The organism is Holdemania filiformis DSM 12042, from assembly GCF_000157995.1.
GTDB lineage: Bacteria > Bacillota_I > Bacilli_A > Erysipelotrichales > Erysipelotrichaceae > Holdemania > Holdemania filiformis.
In genome coordinates this window covers 116,065-132,595 of sequence record NZ_GG657551.1, presented here as the reverse complement: position 1 = coordinate 132,595, position 16,531 = coordinate 116,065, and the positions used below count along the sequence as shown (strand labels likewise).

The 16,531-nt window shown below is 52.6% G+C and carries 18 protein-coding genes and 1 other annotated feature; of the genes, 17 read left to right on the top strand and 1 reads right to left on the bottom strand.

Going from position 1 to position 16,531, the window contains the following annotated elements:
• Nucleotides 1–144 precede the first annotated feature (144 nt).
• From HOLDEFILI_RS00605 to HOLDEFILI_RS00540, 15 genes are all read left to right on the top strand, one after another.
• Nucleotides 145–546: an SHOCT domain-containing protein gene (locus tag HOLDEFILI_RS00605; protein ID WP_006057361.1), complete on the top strand. Its 402-nt coding sequence runs from the start codon at nt 145–147 to the stop codon at nt 544–546.
• A gap of 13 nt (nt 547–559) precedes the next feature.
• Nucleotides 560–770, top strand: a binding site (T-box leader).
• Nucleotides 771–885: 115 nt separating this feature from the next.
• Nucleotides 886–2,214 carry a cysteine--tRNA ligase gene (cysS, locus tag HOLDEFILI_RS00600; protein WP_039863598.1) on the top strand — a complete coding sequence of 443 codons (1,329 nt, stop codon included), beginning with the start codon at nt 886–888 and terminating at the stop codon, nt 2,212–2,214.
• The gene (locus tag HOLDEFILI_RS00595; RefSeq protein ID WP_006057359.1) at nt 2,214–2,615 is read left to right on the top strand and encodes a Mini-ribonuclease 3; all 402 of its coding nucleotides are present in this window, start codon (nt 2,214–2,216) and stop codon (nt 2,613–2,615) included. The genes cysS and HOLDEFILI_RS00595 overlap by 1 nt, the downstream gene beginning before the upstream one ends.
• Nucleotides 2,616–2,899: 284 nt before the next feature.
• Nucleotides 2,900–3,628, top strand: coding sequence for a 23S rRNA (guanosine(2251)-2'-O)-methyltransferase RlmB (gene rlmB, locus HOLDEFILI_RS00590; protein WP_039863555.1), 729 nt, complete (start codon nt 2,900–2,902; stop codon nt 3,626–3,628).
• Between the two features lie 14 nt (nt 3,629–3,642).
• Nucleotides 3,643–4,281 carry a sigma-70 family RNA polymerase sigma factor gene (locus HOLDEFILI_RS00585; RefSeq protein WP_006057356.1) on the top strand — a complete coding sequence of 213 codons (639 nt, stop codon included), beginning with the start codon at nt 3,643–3,645 and terminating at the stop codon, nt 4,279–4,281.
• Between the two features lie 101 nt (nt 4,282–4,382).
• The gene (gene rpmG / locus HOLDEFILI_RS00580; protein WP_006057355.1) at nt 4,383–4,538 is read left to right on the top strand and encodes a 50S ribosomal protein L33; all 156 of its coding nucleotides are present in this window, start codon (nt 4,383–4,385) and stop codon (nt 4,536–4,538) included.
• A 12-nt stretch (nt 4,539–4,550) separates the two neighbouring features.
• Nucleotides 4,551–4,736 (top strand): preprotein translocase subunit SecE, encoded by a 186-nt coding sequence (gene secE / locus HOLDEFILI_RS00575; RefSeq protein WP_006057354.1) that lies wholly within the window; start codon nt 4,551–4,553, stop codon nt 4,734–4,736.
• 3 nt (nt 4,737–4,739) lie between these two features.
• Nucleotides 4,740–5,288, top strand: coding sequence for a transcription termination/antitermination protein NusG (gene nusG, locus HOLDEFILI_RS00570; protein ID WP_006057353.1), 549 nt, complete (start codon nt 4,740–4,742; stop codon nt 5,286–5,288).
• 256 nt (nt 5,289–5,544) lie between these two features.
• Nucleotides 5,545–5,673 (top strand): hypothetical protein, encoded by a 129-nt coding sequence (locus HOLDEFILI_RS20350; protein WP_006057351.1) that lies wholly within the window; start codon nt 5,545–5,547, stop codon nt 5,671–5,673.
• On the top strand, nt 5,667–7,568 hold the full coding sequence (locus HOLDEFILI_RS00565; RefSeq protein ID WP_006057350.1) for a BglG family transcription antiterminator: 1,902 nt from the start codon (nt 5,667–5,669) through the stop codon (nt 7,566–7,568). The genes HOLDEFILI_RS20350 and HOLDEFILI_RS00565 overlap by 7 nt, the downstream gene beginning before the upstream one ends.
• A gap of 112 nt (nt 7,569–7,680) precedes the next feature.
• Nucleotides 7,681–8,103 carry a PTS sugar transporter subunit IIA gene (locus tag HOLDEFILI_RS00560; protein WP_006057349.1) on the top strand — a complete coding sequence of 141 codons (423 nt, stop codon included), beginning with the start codon at nt 7,681–7,683 and terminating at the stop codon, nt 8,101–8,103.
• 3 nt (nt 8,104–8,106) lie between these two features.
• The gene (locus tag HOLDEFILI_RS00555; RefSeq protein ID WP_006057348.1) at nt 8,107–8,577 is read left to right on the top strand and encodes a PTS sugar transporter subunit IIB; all 471 of its coding nucleotides are present in this window, start codon (nt 8,107–8,109) and stop codon (nt 8,575–8,577) included.
• Nucleotides 8,578–8,589: 12 nt separating this feature from the next.
• Nucleotides 8,590–9,351: a PTS mannose/fructose/sorbose/N-acetylgalactosamine transporter subunit IIC gene (locus HOLDEFILI_RS19070; RefSeq protein WP_006057347.1), complete on the top strand. Its 762-nt coding sequence runs from the start codon at nt 8,590–8,592 to the stop codon at nt 9,349–9,351.
• 12 nt (nt 9,352–9,363) lie between these two features.
• A complete protein-coding gene (locus HOLDEFILI_RS19065; protein ID WP_006057346.1) occupies nt 9,364–10,194 on the top strand; it encodes a PTS system mannose/fructose/sorbose family transporter subunit IID in 831 nt (276 codons plus the stop codon).
• Nucleotides 10,194–11,084 carry an N-acetylmuramic acid 6-phosphate etherase gene (locus HOLDEFILI_RS00540; protein ID WP_006057345.1) on the top strand — a complete coding sequence of 297 codons (891 nt, stop codon included), beginning with the start codon at nt 10,194–10,196 and terminating at the stop codon, nt 11,082–11,084. Before HOLDEFILI_RS19065 ends, HOLDEFILI_RS00540 begins: the two co-directional genes overlap by 1 nt.
• Before the next feature lie 173 nt (nt 11,085–11,257).
• Here HOLDEFILI_RS00540 and HOLDEFILI_RS00535 read toward each other — a convergent pair whose 3' ends face one another.
• Nucleotides 11,258–11,851, bottom strand: coding sequence for a TetR/AcrR family transcriptional regulator (locus HOLDEFILI_RS00535; protein WP_006057344.1), 594 nt, complete (start codon nt 11,849–11,851; stop codon nt 11,258–11,260).
• Between the two features lie 174 nt (nt 11,852–12,025).
• Between HOLDEFILI_RS00535 and HOLDEFILI_RS00530 the strand changes: the two genes are divergently transcribed.
• On the top strand, nt 12,026–14,104 hold the full coding sequence (locus HOLDEFILI_RS00530) for an efflux RND transporter permease subunit (protein WP_006057343.1): 2,079 nt from the start codon (nt 12,026–12,028) through the stop codon (nt 14,102–14,104).
• A complete protein-coding gene (locus HOLDEFILI_RS00525; RefSeq protein ID WP_006057342.1) occupies nt 14,101–16,263 on the top strand; it encodes a methyl-accepting chemotaxis protein in 2,163 nt (720 codons plus the stop codon). The genes HOLDEFILI_RS00530 and HOLDEFILI_RS00525 overlap by 4 nt, the downstream gene beginning before the upstream one ends.
• The last annotated feature ends 268 nt before the right edge of the window (nt 16,264–16,531 follow it).

Sequence of the window (16,531 nt, the reverse complement as noted above, 5' to 3'; positions counted from 1 at the left end):
CTCTGCAGGGAAGAAATTGATATTTAGGCAGCCTTCAGGCTGCCTAAAAAGGATGTGACGGCGGACATGGCTGATTCAGCGGGATTGTGATATACTGGAAGCAAGAGTAAAAACGCAGACCTGAAGGGTCAGGAGGCCGCGGCAATGAGAAGAAAAACAGAGATCCGTACAACACGTTCCAGCGCGGTAAGCAATATTATCGCCGGTATCGCGTTTATCTTATTTGGACTTTTTGTCCCAAACCTGCTTCATCTGGACGGAATGGGGATGGGATTCGGCGGACCTTCCATGAATCCGGCTCTGTTCTTCACCGCCTTCGGCTTGATCGGCGGAATCGCCAGTATTCTCTACGGGGTGATCGCGCTGAAGCGCGGCGGTATTGCGGAACATGAGATTGTAACGGAAACGACGGACGAGTCCCGATGGAACTCAGCCTCGGATCCGGCGGAACAATTAAAAAAGCTGAAATCGTTATATGACGACGGAATCTTATCTTCCGCGGAATATGAGATGAAAAAGAAAGAAATTCTGAGCAAAAAGTGGTAGAATAAGAAAGAACAAAAAACCGAGGACAAGAACGAGTAATCCGTGAAAGCTCCGTCAAGAGAAGGTCTGGCCGGTGAAAAGACCAGGGAGCGTCCGGACGAATGCCTCTTGGAGGGCCAGCCTGAAATTCAGTAGGGTGGACGCAGCCGGCGTTAACGGAAGAATGAGCGGAACAGATCATCTCTGTTCAATAAAAGTGGAACCGCGCCTGAAGCGTCTTTTAAATTAGAGATGCTTTTTTTGTGGAAAACCAGCGGGCTGACAACGTGGAAAACATTCTGGAAAGCATCTGCAGTCAAAGGAAATGAATCTGAAACCAAGGAGGAAAAAGTGATGAGTATTCGTCTTTACAACACCCTGTCGGGGAAAATTGAAGAATTCAAGCCGATGAAACCAAATGAGGTCAGCATGTATGTCTGCGGGCCGACGGTGTATAACCATGCCCATATCGGCAACGCCCGGCCGATCATCGTCTTCGATACGCTGCGCCGTTTATTTGAAGCGCAGGGGTACACGGTTAAATACGTGTCCAACTACACGGACGTCGACGATAAGATCATTAAGAAAGCGCATGAGGAAAACGTGGCGGAAGGCGTCGTATCCGCCCGCTATATCGAAGCCTATCAGAAGGTCCGGGACAGTCTGAACACAGAACCGCTGTTCGCGACCCCGCGGGTAACGGAAACGATGGATGAAATCATTCATTTCATTGACGAGCTGGTCAAAACCGGCCATGCCTATCAGGTCGGCGGGGATGTTTATTTCCGCGTCGGCAGCGTGCCGTCCTACGGAAGCTTTTCCAAGCAAAATCTGGAAGACCTGCAGGTCGGGGCGCGGATCGAGGAAAACACAAAAAAGGAAAATCCGCTGGACTTCGCTTTGTGGAAAGAAACGGATATGGGCATCAAATGGCAGTCGCCGTGGGGCGAAGGCCGGCCGGGCTGGCATACGGAATGCGTCGTTATGATCCATAAGGAATTCGGCGATCAGATCGACATTCACGGCGGCGGGATGGATCTGCGCTTTCCGCATCATGAAAATGAAGTCGCTCAGTCGCAGGCGTTGTTCCACAATTCCATTGCGCATTACTGGCTGCACAATGCGATGATCAACATCAACGGTGAAAAAATGTCGAAGTCGCTGGGCAACGTTTCCTGGGCAAAGGACGTCATTGAAAAGCTGGGTGCGGATTTAGTGCGCTGGCTGATGCTGAGCGTGCATTACCGGGGAGAACTGAACTTCTCGGATGAAACCATCGAAACTGCCCGCAAGGAACTGGACAAAGTCAGAACGCCGATGAAACAGGCGTATATCAAGAGCCAGCTGGCGAATGTCACGGTAACTGGGTGTGATGAAGACGCGGTGAAGCGGTTTATTGACGCGATGAACGATGATCTCAACACGCCGAATGGCTATGCTGAAATTTATGAAACGGTAAAGAAGCTGAATCAGGCGCTGCGTCAGCGTGAAATCCAATGGGATCAGGTCGGCGCGGAAGTCGGCGCTCTGGAAAAGATGCTGGAGGTATTGGGCATCCGATTGCCGAAAGTGACGCTGAGCGAAGACGACAAGCAGGTGTTCGCGGAATGGAACGCAGCCAAGGCCGCAAAGGACTTTGCCCAGGCGGACGTTAAACGGGCGATTCTGATCGAAAGAGGTCTGATGTAATGCAGCCTAACGAGCTATCCGGAAGTACGCTGGCCTATATCGGCGACGCGGTCTGGTCGCTGCTGGTGCGGGAATACCTGGTCGAGCTGGGTTATGGCCGGGCGAAGGATCTGCAGCGGTTGAGCGTGAACTTTGTCAGCGCCAAGGCGCAGGCGCGGTTTTATGAACAGCTGCATGCCGCCGGGGCTTTCAGTGAGGAAGAGGAAGAAATCTTCCGGCGCGGCCGCAACTTTAAAAGCGGCAGCGTTCCCAAGAACACCGACGTGCAGATCTATCGGATTTCAACCGGCTTTGAAGCGCTGACCGGCTGGTGGCATCTGACCGGTCAAACGGCGCGGCTGCGCGAGATTTGGGAACAGGTCAGGCCGACGGTCGGATTGGAATCCAAACTTACGGCATAAGATTAAAGACAATAAAAAACCAGAATGAAGAAGCGTTCGTCTTTAACACAAAAGGGCGAACGTTTTCTGTAGGCAGAACAGGGAAAGCATGAAACCGCAGGGTAGGCGGCCGACGAAAAAAGTAAGACAGAATCGTCAGGGCCTTGATTTTTATCCAGGCTTTGTTGGCTAATTCAATTGCTTTTCCGGGTTTCCCATTGTATAAATAAAGAAGCAGTTTCACGAGGATGAAACGATTTGGAATAAAAATGGGACAATTCCAGGACGAAACGGGAGGTCAAAGTATGGCACAATGGATTTATGGGAAAAACGCAGTAATGCAGATCCTGAAAAGCAAGAAAAAGGTTGAGAAAGCACTCGTGGCGGAAGGGGCAAAGTTTCCGGAGGCGGAAACCTTATTGAAAAACCGCAGAATTCCAACCCAGCGGGTCAGCCGCAAGGAGCTGGATAAGTGCTGCATGGATACGCATCACCAGGGGATCGCGCTGTATTGCGAGGATTACAAAACGGTCAGCGTAGAAGAAATGCTGGAACGCATCCCGAGCGGGAAGCTGGGAACGATCGTCATTCTGGATGAGCTGGAAGATCCGCACAATCTCGGCGCGGTCTTGCGAACGTGCGACGCGGTCGGAGCCGACGGTGTGATTCTGCGCAAGAACCGCTCGGTATCGCTGAATTCGACAGTGGCCAAGGTGTCCACCGGCGCGATTGAAACGGTGCCGGTCGCCATGGTTGCGAATCTGACCCAGACGCTGAAACAGTTGAAAGAAAAGGGATACTGGGTTTACGGTACGGATATGCGCAATGCCCAGGATTACCGTCAGCCTGCTTTCGACACACCGGTGGCACTGGTGATCGGCTCGGAGGGCAAAGGCATTTCCCGGCTGGTCAAGGAAGAATGCGATGTAATGCTGACGCTGCCGATGGAAGGCACGATCTCCTCGCTGAACGCTTCGGTGGCCTGCGCCGTCTTGCTTTATCAGATTCATGCGAAACGTTTCCCTCTGAAATAACAGGAGGAACAAGGATGACTGAGGAAGTGTACACCGACAATGAATTGTTGTATATGATCCGTCAACAGGACGACTGGGCAGTGGAAAACCTGCTGAACAAATACAAACCGATGATCTGCGGGATGATTTTCCGGCTGGGACAGTTCGAGAACTGTTCTGTTTCCGGCGACGCGTATAAGGAAGATCTGGAACAGGAAAGCCGGATGATGCTGGTCAGCGCCGCCGACAGCTACCGTGAGGATTATCCCTGCAGCTTTAAGACTTACTTGCAGAATTGCCTGCGGAAACGGCTGCTGACGATATACAGGCACTCACAATGCTCCAGCGACGCCGCGTTTTATGCCTGCGATTCCCTGGATATCATGGTCGGCGAAGACCGGGAGACCTACAGGGCGGATATGCTGGTATCCAACGACCGGTTCTTTGATCCGGTCTACCGTTTCACGCTCAACGAAGCGTCGAAGCAGGTCAAACAACTGCGCCGCTACTTCACCCCGCGGGAATGGCAGATTCTGTGCCTGTCGCTGGATAACACGTCTTATCAGGACGCTGCGGCGATTTTAAATATTTCCCGGAAGAGTTATGGCAACCAGCTGGGGCGGATTCGAAAGAAACTGGACTACATCCTCAGCAAATTTTCGGAAGAGGCTTGAAAAGCCGGCGGGATGGTGCTATAATCCGCTTAAGTTAAGGGTTATTTGACGAGCCCTTTTCTTTATGGTAAAGTGGATTAGCACGGTAAGGAGGGACCTCGATGGCGAAAGAAACAAAAGTGATTCTGACATGCACAGAGTGCCTTTCACGCAACTATGTTACACACCGGAATCCCAAGACGCATAATCAACGTCTTGAACTGATGAAATTTTGTAAAAAATGTGGAAAACATACACTTCATAAAGAAACGAAGTAGGAGGATACAGATATGTTAAAATGGTTTAGTTTCAGCGGTATCTCCAAAGAAGTCAAGCGAATTCGCTGGCCGAAGAAAGAAGAACTGGGCGGAAATTCAATGGAAGTTTTGATCTTCTGCGCATTTTTCGGCGTTTTCTTCGTCGCCTGTGAATTTTTCGTTTCCTTCTTCCTCAAATTAATCGGGATCGGAGCTTAAGTTATGACAGAGTCCAAGAAAGAATGGTATGTCGTCAATACGTATGCCGGTCATGAGAATCGGGTCAAGGAAAACCTGCAGCGTCGTGTCGACACGATGGGCATTTCCGATTATCTGTTCCGCATTCTGGTCGCTGAGGAACCGGAGATCGAATACAAAAACGGCAAAAAAGTAGAAAAAATGCACAACCTGTTCCCAGGTTATCTGTTCGTGGAAATGATTATGACGGACGAAGCCTGGTATATTGTCAGAAATACGCCGGGCGTTACCGGATTTATCGGATCCAGCGGCGGCGGAGCGAAGCCGTTCCCGGTTTCCCCGGAAGAAATTGATTCAATCCTGCGCCGTATCGGCATGAGCGACCGCAAGGTCAGCGTCAACTTTACGACGGGCGACCGTGTTAAGATTTTGACCGGACCGTTCAGCGGCATCGAAGGCTCGATCGACGCGATGAACGACGACACCCAGACCGCAACCGTTCTGTGTATTCTGTTCGGCCGGGAAACGCCGACGGAGATCGCCTATAACGATCTGGAAAAAGTTGAACTGTAAATAGGGTAAGAAGCAGTCCTGAGATTCAGGGCTGTTTTTTTATGCTTTTTCGCTGAAAAATCATGAAATCCAAGCCCGAAGCCAAGGCGTCTTTCGGCGATAACGGAAGACCTTTTCAATCCTTTCCTCAATCAAAGATCCTCAATGTTCTATTTCCCTGCACGGTCATTCGTGCAAAAGCTCAAGCACCAGATTGCACGAATTAACAAAACAGGAAAAGGCTTATGCTAAGATGAGCTTGGGAAGGAGAAAGCTTATGAAACAGAAACAGTTCACCCCATCTCAACGCTGCCGGACGCCGCGTTTTCAAACGGGAACGCCGCAGAGTACCGGGACTTTTAAAATCAAACGCTCTGCGGAAGCGGCAGAGCGGCAATCGTGCTGACACAGCGTCAGCAAGGCCTTCTGCGCTGGCTGGCAGAGAATGGCGGACAATATCATTCCGCGGCTACGCTTGCGGCAGCCCACGGCATCAGCGTGCGTACCGTCAAAAGCGAGATCGCGGCGATCCGCCTGGAAATTAAGCATTCCCCGGCCCTGGAGCTGACGTCGCTGCCCTCCAAGGGCTACCAGCTGATTATTCATGACCCGCCGCAGGCTGCGGCGCTGCTGGACCGCATGCAGAAGACATCGCAGAACGCCGCGCTCAATGAACAACCGATTCGGATCAAAACGATTCTGCTGAATCTGCTCGATCATTCAGGCTATGTCCGCAAGCGGAAATTGCAGACCCAGCTGAACATCTCCGATTCCACACTGTACCTGGATTTGAAAGCCGTGCGGAAAATACTGAACAAGTACAATCTGGAGCTGGCGTACCGTTCCGGCAGCGGCTATCGGGTTGAAGGTCGGGAAACGGACAAACGGACCTGCTTGGCCCGGGAAGATATTTATTCCATGATGGAGGAAGCCCACGAAACCCAGGCTAATCTCAAACGCATCACAGACCTCAAGGAACTGCTTGTTGAAATCTTTCTGGAAAATGAATACAAGATCAGCGAAGTGCTGCTGGAGAGTCTGATCCTCCATTTGCTTCTGACGCTGCAGCGGATCGAACGGGGCTATTTTATCGAAGCCGGCACGACGAAACGCAACGGCGGAGAGAAGGAAACGCGGATCGCGGGCGATATTCTGCGCCGCTGCACAAGCGTGCCGGTTTCCCGGCTGAGTGAGGAAATCAACTATCTTGCCGTAAATCTGCGCGGCAAACGGGACTATGACGACTATTCCGGCGTCTCGGAGGAAATCAACGCCTTCATCATGGATTCACTGGAAAAAATCCACGTCGAATACGGCGTCGACTTCACCCGCAGCATCGATTTGAAAATCGCTCTGGCGCTTCATTTTGTGCCGCTGCTTTCGCGCATGCAGAATAACCGGCAGTTAAAAAACGTCCTGCTGACGGAAATTAAGCAGACCTTTCCGTTTGCTTTTGACATCGCGAATTATTTCAGCCTGTTGATCGACGATCATTACCACGTCCGCATCAGCGAAGATGAAGCCGCATATTTCACGCTGTATTTTAATTACGGCCTGGAAAATATCACAATGAATTCCGAAGGCAAGAAAATTCTGGTCATCAGCCGTCTTAAGCCGAGTGAAACGATTCTGCTGCGGCAGAAGATCGATCAATGGTTCCGAAAACAATTGCTTCAGCTGGATTTTGTGAATCCGCTGGACTTAAGCCGGATCGATCCAGGGGCTTATGACGCGCTGTTCACCACGGAAACCAAAGACACTGTCACCCGCGGCGCTGCGGTGCGGATCAGCCTGTTTCCCAGCGAGAAGGATTTTGCCAAGATGAATCTGGCGATCAACGGCTACGACAGCGTCGATTCGATTCTGTCCCGGTTTTCCAGCGATTTGTTCTGGCGCGGGCAAGCGAAGAACCGTCAGGAGATCGTGGCGCGCCTGATCGCGATGGCGTCCCGCTCGTATCATCTGCCGAAGAAATTTGAGGAACTGGTATTGGAACGGGAGAAGCTGAGCTCGACTTATTTCGGCAGCCAGGTCGCAATGCCGCATCCGCTCTATCCGATTACCGCCCAGACGTTCATCGCCGTCGCCGTGCTGGACAAGCCGGTCGCCTGGACGGAAGATCAAAAGGTTCGGATCGTCCTGTTAGTGTCCACGGAGATGAACAACCCCAAGGCGTTTCAGCTCTGGCCGTATTTATCCTCGCTGATTTCCAGTCCTCAGCAGATCCATGAAATCCTGCGGGAGAGTACCTATGAAAATTTTATCGCTGTCTTCCGGGCGGCGCTGCTCGACAAATTTTGACTTTGCACGAAGCAACCGTGTAAAGGATAAAACGTTTTCAGGAATCAGGAATGATAGAATGCAGATACAACCGATGATCTGCATTTCCTCATAAAAAGAAAGGAGGGACAACGTGACAGGCATTCTCATAGCAACCCATCACAATCTGGCCGAGGCTTTTCGCGAAACGGTCGAAATGATCGCCGGCAAGCATGATTTTGTGGAGAGCGTCGGGCTGCGCGCGGGACAGGATCCCGAGGCGTTCGGTCAGCTGATCGCCGACAAGGTCGAGCAGTTTCACCAACGCGGTCATGAAGAAGTGGTGGTGATGCTGGATTTGTTCGGCGGGACGCCGTGCAACCAGACGATTCGGCTTTTGCGTGCGTATTCGCTGCAGGTGGTGGTCGGCGTCAATCTGCCGATGATTCTGCAGGCGGTGTTGGCGAACCGCGAAGGCGTGACGGCCAGCCAGCTGATCGCCATGGCTGTGGACAACGGCCGCGGCGGCATCTTTGACGCCGGGGCCCGGATTCAGAGTTTGACAGAGGAGGAATAACAGATGAGTATCGTATTGGCCCGTATCGACGACCGGCTGATTCACGGACAGGTCATGACGTCCTGGCTGAATTATACCGGTGCTAACAAAATCATCGTCATCGACGACGTTACCGCTAACGATTCATTTCTGACGATGATCATCAAAACGCTGGTTCCTGCCAACATTGTGACGCAGGTGACGACAGTGGCGGACAGCGCGGCGGTGATTGCCGGACTGCAGGATCATGACAAAGCGATTATTTTAGCGAAGACCCCGGAAGCCTACGTCCATCTGGCGGACAGCGGCGTCAAGCTGGCGAAGGTTAATATCGGGGGCATGGGGATTAAGCCGGGACGGAAAACGGTCTATAAGAATATCTCGGCTAGCGAAGCGGAAATCGATCAGCTGAAACAGCTGATCCAGCGCGGGATTCAGGTTGAAATTCAGATGGTAGCGGAAGATCCGGCAATGGATTTCAAACGGTTTATTTAATTAGAAGAGGTGATGGATGTGAGTATTTCGTTGTTTCAAGCCTTTCTGATGGGCGTCGTTTATTATCTGGGCATCATCGGAACGCCGTGGACGACCGTCCTCGGTTCAGCCAGCTTGTTTCAGAAGCCGTTAGTAGCGGGGACGTTGGTCGGCCTGATTCTGGGGCATCCGGCGGAAGGCGTCATCATCGGCGCGGCGATTCAGCTGCCGTACATCGCGTTTATTTCAGCCGGCGGTACGATTCCATCGGATCCGGGTCTGGCCGGGGTGCTGGGCACGGCGTTTGCGATCGTCGGCAACGTCGATCCGGCAACCGCGATCACGATCGCGATTCCGTTTGGCTTGTTAGGCACAGTGGTTTGGGTACTGCACATGACGATTGACGTCGCGTTTGTCCACATGGCGGATAAAGCGGCCGAGCAGGGCGATCTGAAGAAGGTCTGCTTCCTGCATGTTGTTCCGCCGCAGATCGTGGCGTTTGCGATCAGTGTTATTCCGGTCATGCTTGGCGCATATTTCGGTGCGGATTATATGGCGCGCCTGGTTGCGATGTTAAGCAACGACGTGCTGCATGTCCTGCAGGTCATCGGCGGCGTGCTGCCGGCCCTGGGCGTGGCGATGAATCTGCGCTCGATCAGCCGTCCCAACAGTATGGCCTTCTACATGCTTGGCTTTATCTTAAGCGTATATCTCGGATTGGATACGATCGTCATTGCCGTGCTGGGCTTCATCATCGCCTGGTTCTACACCCAGCTGCAGAAAGAGAACGGATAGGAGGGAACGATTATGGAACAGAATACAGAACGGAAAACACTGAGTAAGAAGGACGTTGTGAAGTCCTTCTGGCGTTGGACCTTCTTCTCTCACGCCAATTATAACTATGAACGGCTGGCCGGCACGGGCTTCTGCCACGCGATGGCGCCGATCATTGAAAAACTGTACAAGGACAACCCGGAAGAATACAAGGCGGCGGTCCAGCGGCATATGGAGTTCTATAATACGGAACCGCACTTCGGCGGCGTGATCAATGGCATGGTCATCGCGATGGAAGAAGAACGGGCCAACGGCGCACCGATTTCCGATGAGGCGATCAACGGCATTAAAACCGGTCTGATGGGACCGTTTGCCGGAATCGGGGATACGCTGTGGCAGGGAACCTTGACGCCGATCCTGCTTTCGATCGGAATCTCGCTGGCGTCCTCCGGCAGTCTGGCCGGACCGCTGGTCTATGCCGTCTTGATGATGGGGATCATGTTAAGCATCGCGTATTATGTCTGGATGACCGGCTACAAGCTGGGCAAGGAAGGCTTGCAGCGGATTCTGGAAAGCAATCTGATCAAAAAGGTGATCACCGGGGCCAGCGCTCTGGGCGCAATTGTCATGGGTGCGCTGACGGCAGGGTTTGTCAGTGTGTCGACACCGCTGATGATCAACATCCAGGGCGCCGGCATGAGCGTGCAGACGGATATTCTTGACAAGCTGTTCCGCGGCCTGCTTCCGCTGGCGCTGACGCTGGGGACGCTGTATTTGCTGAAGAACAAGAAAGTCAAAGCGACGAAAGTCATGGCGCTGCTGATCGTTGTGGCGGCGGTCGGCGCGATCATCGGGATCTTCTGATGCGCGATAATTTAATGACGCTGACCAGCGAGGAACGCAATCCCGCGTCGATGAATCTGCCGCACATGAGCGTCGCGGAATCCACGGCGCTGATGAACCAGGAAGACGAAGCCTGCGCAAAAGCGGTCAGAGAGGTTCTGCCGGAAGTCAACGAAACAATTGAACAGTGCATCGCCGCTTTGCGGCGCGGGGGCCGGATCATCTTTACCGGTGCGGCGCATTCCGGCTATCTGGGCATGCTGGACGCCTACGAGGCCAACGCGACCTTCGGCACCCACGGCGAATTTGTATCCATCGTGGCGGGTAATTTTACCGATATTATGAAGACCGACGGCAGCGCGGAGGACAGCGCGGAAAACGGCGCGCTGGATTTACAGGCCCGGGAGGTTACGGCTAAGGACTTTGTGATCGGAATCAGCTCATCCGGCCGGACGCCGTATGTCATCGGCGCGCTATCCTGGTGCCAAAAGCAGGGGATTCCCTGCGCCGGACTGGTCAATAACAAGCATTCGCTGGTCAGTGAGGTTTGCGATCGGGTCATGGCGCCCACGCCGGGCCCGGAAGTGATTACCGGATCGACGCGGTTAAAGGCGGGAACCTGCCAGAAGATGATCCTGAACATGATCACGACGGTGACGATGGCCCAGCTGGGCAACGTGTATGAGAATCTGATGATCAACGTGCCCCCGGTCAGCGACAAGATGCGCGCCCGTCTGGCCTACATTCTGACTCAGGCTGCGGGCTGTACGCTGGAAACGGCGCAGGCGCGGCTGACCGAGTGTAATTATCAGATCAAACCAGCCTTGATCATGGAACTGAAGCATGTCAGCCGTTGTGAAGCGGAAGCACTGCTTAGCGACGCGGACGGCAACCTGAATCAAATCTTATAGAAAAAGGGTAAAAGACCAAACGGGCAGGCAAGAAAAACAAGTGAAACCCACTGGTAAAGCAGCCCAATGAAGCAAACAAAATAAATAAGCAAGACAAACAAGTAAATTTGAACTATAAGAAAAGCGAAGCCTGCCGGAATTCCGTCGGTTTCGCTTTTTTGCGTTTTCTGTCTTTAAATCAGGATTTTCTCCACCATTCGGTATAACGTCGGCTTCAGGTGATCGATCGGCGCCGGCTGTTCCTCGATGATCGAGGTGTAGCAGACCGAGCCGACCAGCTCGACAATCATGTAGATCATCCGGAACGCCTCGTCCCGGTCAAACCGCCGCAGCTGCGGATAATTTAATAATTCCTCCAGGATCTGCGTGATCTCCTCCTGATTGCCTTCGCTGAGATATTCCATCACTAACGGCCAGGAGAAATTCCGCTCGATCAGTTTCAGCACCGCTTTATTCGCTTTGAAATACTCGATGATCGTATCGATGAAGCACAAGACCGCCGGCAGGAAATCCGGGATGTTGCGTTCCTTTGTTTTTGTGTATGCCCGGATGACGATCTGCGAGCTGATCTGGATGACAAGGTGTTTCATGATGTCTTCTTTATCATGAAAGTACAGGTAAAACGTACCTTTGGCAACCTGGGCACGGCGGACGATATCGTCAATTGTGGTTTTGGCGAAGCCTTTGGTCAGAAAACACTGATACGCGGAATTTAACAGATCGCCTTGCTTCTGTTCTTTCTGTTGTTTTAATGTACGCTGGGCCATAAACTCACTTCCTCTGCCTCATTGTAACATACCTTAAAGCAGTGTCAAATCAAAATGACTAAAAGTCAATCCGTTAGACAAAATGGCCGATCCGTCTATTGACCATCAGTCATTTCGGGGGTATTCTGTCTGACGTAATGACCGATAGTCATTTGAAAGGGAGAGTGATCTGCAGTGAGAAAAATTGCAGAACAGATCGTAAAAAAACGAATTCTGATTCTGGTCTTGGCTACGGTGCTGTTGGTTCCGTCGTTGATCGGCTATATCAACACCCGCATCAATTATGATATTTTGAGCTATTTGCCGGATCAGCTGGATTCCATCGAGGGTCAGGACATCCTGGATCAGGAATTCCATTCCGCCAGTATGGCGATTGTTACCGTTGAAAACATGGAGAAGAAACAGGTCGACCGGATCGCGGACAAAATCCGCGCGATCGACGGCGTCCGCGATGCGATGTGGCTGGGGGATTTCTTACAGACCATGCCTTCGGAAATGATTCCGGAAGACCTGCGGGGGATGCTGGATAACGGCGACTGCCAGCTGATGATGGTTACGTTTGAGGAAGGCAACGGATCCGACCGGACGCTGAAGGCCGTCGACGAGATTAAATCGCTGATGAATTCCCAGATGTTCTTAGGCGGTCTGGCGGCCGTCATCAACGACACGAAAATGTTGATCGAACAGGAACTGCCGCTGTATGTGGCGGTCGCGGTCGGATTATCCTTAGTCGTTTTATTTCTGGGCTTACGTTACAGTGTGGCGCCGTTCATCTTCTTATTGGGGATCCTGTACGCCGTACTGTATAACTTCGGAACCAATATTTTCTTAGGCGAGGTTTCCTATATCACCTCCGCCCTGGCGGCGATTCTGCAGCTGGCGGTGTCGATGGACTTCTCGATCTTCTTATTGGAACGCTACGACGAGGAATTGCATAAGGGATTGAAAAGTCAGGAAGCGATGACCGAAGCCGTCGTCAACACCTTTACCGCGATCAGCGCCAGTTCGCTGACCACAATCGCCGGCTTCTTAGCGATGTGCATCATGGATTTGAAGCTGGGCACCGATATGGGCGTCGTCATGGCGAAGGGCGTTGTGCTGGGCGTGTTCTCGGCCGTGGTGATTCTGCCGGCGCTGATTCTGGTCTTCGATAAGCCGATTCACAAACATAAGCACAAGGTTTTAATTCCCAAGCTGCAAGGTGTTGCCAACTTTACGACAACCCACTATAAAGGCATTCTGATCGCGGCCGTCGCGCTGTTGATTCCGTTTGCCGCGGCGCAGAAAAAAACCGACGTGTACTACAACCTGCTGGACTCGCTGCCGCAGGATCTGACATCCACCGCCGGTACACAGAAGCTGCGCGATGAATTCGACATGCCGACGACGAACTTCATCCTCGTCAGCGATCAGCTCAGCAGCACGCAGATGGACGCTGTGCTGGAAGCAATTGAAACGACGGACGGGATCAATTCTGTTGCGACGTTAGACCGGTTTTTAGGCGCCGGGATTCCTGAGGACATGCTTCCGGAAAGCATCCGTTCCGTCTTCGACGCCGGCGGATGGAAGATGATCATGGCAAACTCCAGCTACACCTCGGCGACGCACGAACAAAACGCGCAGATCACCGAGCTGGAAAACCGCGTCAAGGCGATCGATCCGACGGCGTTAGTCACCGGGGAGGGCGCGCTGAACCGCGATCTGGTGCTGATCGCCGATCACGATATTCAGATGGTCAACATTGTTTCTATTCTGGCAGTTTTCCTGATCATCGCAATTTCATTTAAGTCGATTAGCGTCCCGATTGTGCTGGTCGCGGCGATTGAAATGGCGATCACGATCAATATGGGCATTCCTTATTTCCAAGGGGAAACGATACCGTTTATCGCCAGCATCGTCATTGGGACGATCCAGCTGGGCGCGACGATCGACTACGCGATTCTGACGATGACGCGCTATCAGGAGGAACGCCGGCGGGGCAAGGAGCGGAAAGCGGCCGTACAGACGGCGGTCTACGCGTGCAGTTCATCGATCCTGACCAGCGGCTTAAGCTTCTTCGCGGCCACCGTAGGCGTGTCGTTGGTTTCCAAAATCGATTTGATCCGCTCGCTGTGCGGCATGTTGGCGCGGGGTGCGCTGATCAGCATGGCGGTCATTCTATTCGTGCTGCCGGCCTTGTTGATGGTCTTCGGCGGCGTTATCGAAAAAACATCATTTCAATTTCTGAATAAAAAAGGAGAGAAATCACGATGAATAAAAAAGGAAGTTGGCTGGCGCTGGCCCTTTCCGGGGTGCTGGCGCTGAATCTGTGCACGCCGGTCCGGGCGGAGGACAAGCCGGACGAAGGTACGAAAAAGGAAGAAACCGTCTATGCCTTTCTGGATTGGCAGGGACAGCTGAAATCCGCGACCGTCAGCGAATGGCTGCATAACGAACAGGGTTTCCGCCAGACAGCGGATCAGAGTATCCTGGAAAATATCAAGAATATCAACGGCGATGATCTGCCTGAACAAAACGGCACATCGCTGGTATGGAATTCCGACGAGCATGACCTGTACTACCAGGGCACAACGACGGCGGAACTGCCGTTAACGATGGAGGTCAGCTACCAATTCAATGGCAAGACTGTAGATCCGCACGAGATTGTCGGCCAGAGCGGCTCTCTGACGATCACGATCAAGCTGATCAATCATCTGGAAACGACGGAAACGATCAATGGGAAGACGAAATACATTTCCACGCTGTTCCCCTGCGCGATTGTCACCGATCTGCCGACCGAAACGTTTAAGGATGTAAAGGCGGAAGACGGATTGATTTTGAACGAATCGAAGAATCAGATCGTCGCCCTGGCCACGGTGTCGGGGATGAGCCAGATGCTGAGGGATTCCGACGTCAGCGCGCTGGATGACGTGAAGGATAAGCTGAAAGATGAATTCGTGATCACGGCGAATGTGGAAAACTTTGAAATGCCGTCGATTCTTCTGGCTGCGGCCGGGACTTCCAATCTGGAAGACAAGGAGGTCGACCGCAGTGATCTCGATAAGCTGACCGATGGTGTCGATGATCTGAAGGACGCCACGGCGAAGATCTTAGACGGTACGGTGCAGCTGCATGATGCGAATATCGAACTGAACGATAAGATGGGAGAATTCCAGTCAAAATACAAGGAATTCTCAGACGGGTTAAATACTGCCGCGACTTCATCGAAGGCGCTGAAGGAAGGGGCGCAGAAGCTGTCCAGCGGCGTTGGTCAGATCCAGACGCAGTTAACGGCGATGCTGCAGAATTACAATCTGACAGACGAACAACTGATGGGACTGCTTCAACAGCTGAACGGCAGCCTGACGCAGCTGCAGGGCGCTTCGGCGTTAATGGAACAGCTGGCCGGCAGTATGCAGGCGCTGGCAGCGATGCCGCAGGCAACCGGCGATGCGATTCGGGCAGCCGGTCAGAGCGAGGCGTTTAACAACACCTGGGCCGGCGTAACCGAGCAGGTGAGGGCCGGCGTAAAACAGAATTTACCGCCGGTGAATGTGGAAATCGATCAGAACGCGTTAGTCTCCGCGATTGGCTCTGCGCTGGCGGAACAGGGCGTGGCTGAGGAGCAAATTCCAGACTTAACTCAGGCGATTGCGGGAAAAGTCGGCGAACAATTGAACTCTCAGCTGGGCGCAGCGCAGGAAATGATCACGGCCGGCTTAGGCCAGGCGGTGGATGCCGGCGTCGATACGATGAGTAGTTATGGTAAGCAGGCGGCGGTGGGAACGGTCGATCAGATCGCTCAGACCGTGCAGGATACGATGAGCGCGAAGGTTCAGGAAATGGCGGGCTTGATGAGCCAGGCGCAGCAGCTGACGACGGAAATGACGGCGATGATCAACAACATCAACGGCATGATCGAACAGATCGGCGGCGTCGATGAACTGAAAAACGCGCTGGCCGGCTTGCAGCAGCTGCCGGAAGGCTTAAAGGACCTGAAGGAAGGCACAGATCAGCTGGCGGCCGGAACGGCGGCGATGAATGCCGGGCTGGATAAACTGAACGGCGCTTCCGGGGATATTACCGACGCAATCAATAAGTTTAAAGACGCGACGCAGGAGCTGGCGGAGAAAACCGGCGAATTGAACGACGGCGTCGACGAATTCAGCCGTGAAGGAATCGACGAGTTAAGCGGGAAAGTCACCGATGCGATGGACGATCTGAACGATGTGCTCGATACCGCGAAAGCGGCGCTGGATCAGTCGAAGGAATACCGCAGCTACGCCGGCGCTGCGGACACGATGGAAACTTCGGTGAAGTTCATCATGAAGACGGATGAAATTAAACTGCCGGAAGAAAAAACAACGACGGTGGAAAAACAGCCGGAAGTAAAGACTTCTTTTTGGGATCGGGTAAAGAATTTATTCCATTAATAGATATGAAAGCTTAAGGAAATACACAAGGAAATCGGACAGCCATGTTCAATTTCCTTTTTTCTTTTCCGTGAGGATGAAAAGGGAAGACTCATGGGGGAAATTGTTTTTCAGCTACCTATGAAATCCGAGGAAGTCTGTTTAAAAGGCCTTCTTTTTTTTAGAAAGGGGAAGTGAAGGAAGGGCTTTGATAACGCCGGCGGAGTCCCGGGAAATCTTGAACTGGATGAAACACTTTTCATAAAAATTTTTGATTTTTAGCGATTGA

Bases quoted from the DNA above. Each gene is read 5' to 3' on its own strand.
- HOLDEFILI_RS00525 (WP_006057342.1), top strand. From the start codon at position 14,101: ATGAATAAAAAAGGAAGTTGGCTGGCGCTGGCCCTTTCCGGGGTGCTG.
- HOLDEFILI_RS20350 (WP_006057351.1), top strand. From the start codon at position 5,545: ATGAAACAGAAACAGTTCACCCCATCTCAACGCTGCCGGACGCCGCGT.
- secE (WP_006057354.1), top strand. From the start codon at position 4,551: ATGTTAAAATGGTTTAGTTTCAGCGGTATCTCCAAAGAAGTCAAGCGA.
- HOLDEFILI_RS00555 (WP_006057348.1), top strand. From the start codon at position 8,107: ATGAGTATCGTATTGGCCCGTATCGACGACCGGCTGATTCACGGACAG.
- HOLDEFILI_RS00535 (WP_006057344.1), bottom strand. From the start codon at position 11,851: ATGGCCCAGCGTACATTAAAACAACAGAAAGAACAGAAGCAAGGCGAT.
- HOLDEFILI_RS00540 (WP_006057345.1), top strand. From the start codon at position 10,194: ATGCGCGATAATTTAATGACGCTGACCAGCGAGGAACGCAATCCCGCG.
- nusG (WP_006057353.1), top strand. From the start codon at position 4,740: ATGACAGAGTCCAAGAAAGAATGGTATGTCGTCAATACGTATGCCGGT.
- HOLDEFILI_RS00595 (WP_006057359.1), top strand. From the start codon at position 2,214: ATGCAGCCTAACGAGCTATCCGGAAGTACGCTGGCCTATATCGGCGAC.
- rlmB (WP_039863555.1), top strand. From the start codon at position 2,900: ATGGCACAATGGATTTATGGGAAAAACGCAGTAATGCAGATCCTGAAA.
- HOLDEFILI_RS19065 (WP_006057346.1), top strand. From the start codon at position 9,364: ATGGAACAGAATACAGAACGGAAAACACTGAGTAAGAAGGACGTTGTG.
- HOLDEFILI_RS19070 (WP_006057347.1), top strand. From the start codon at position 8,590: ATGGATGTGAGTATTTCGTTGTTTCAAGCCTTTCTGATGGGCGTCGTT.
- HOLDEFILI_RS00605 (WP_006057361.1), top strand. From the start codon at position 145: ATGAGAAGAAAAACAGAGATCCGTACAACACGTTCCAGCGCGGTAAGC.
- HOLDEFILI_RS00585 (WP_006057356.1), top strand. From the start codon at position 3,643: ATGACTGAGGAAGTGTACACCGACAATGAATTGTTGTATATGATCCGT.
- rpmG (WP_006057355.1), top strand. From the start codon at position 4,383: ATGGCGAAAGAAACAAAAGTGATTCTGACATGCACAGAGTGCCTTTCA.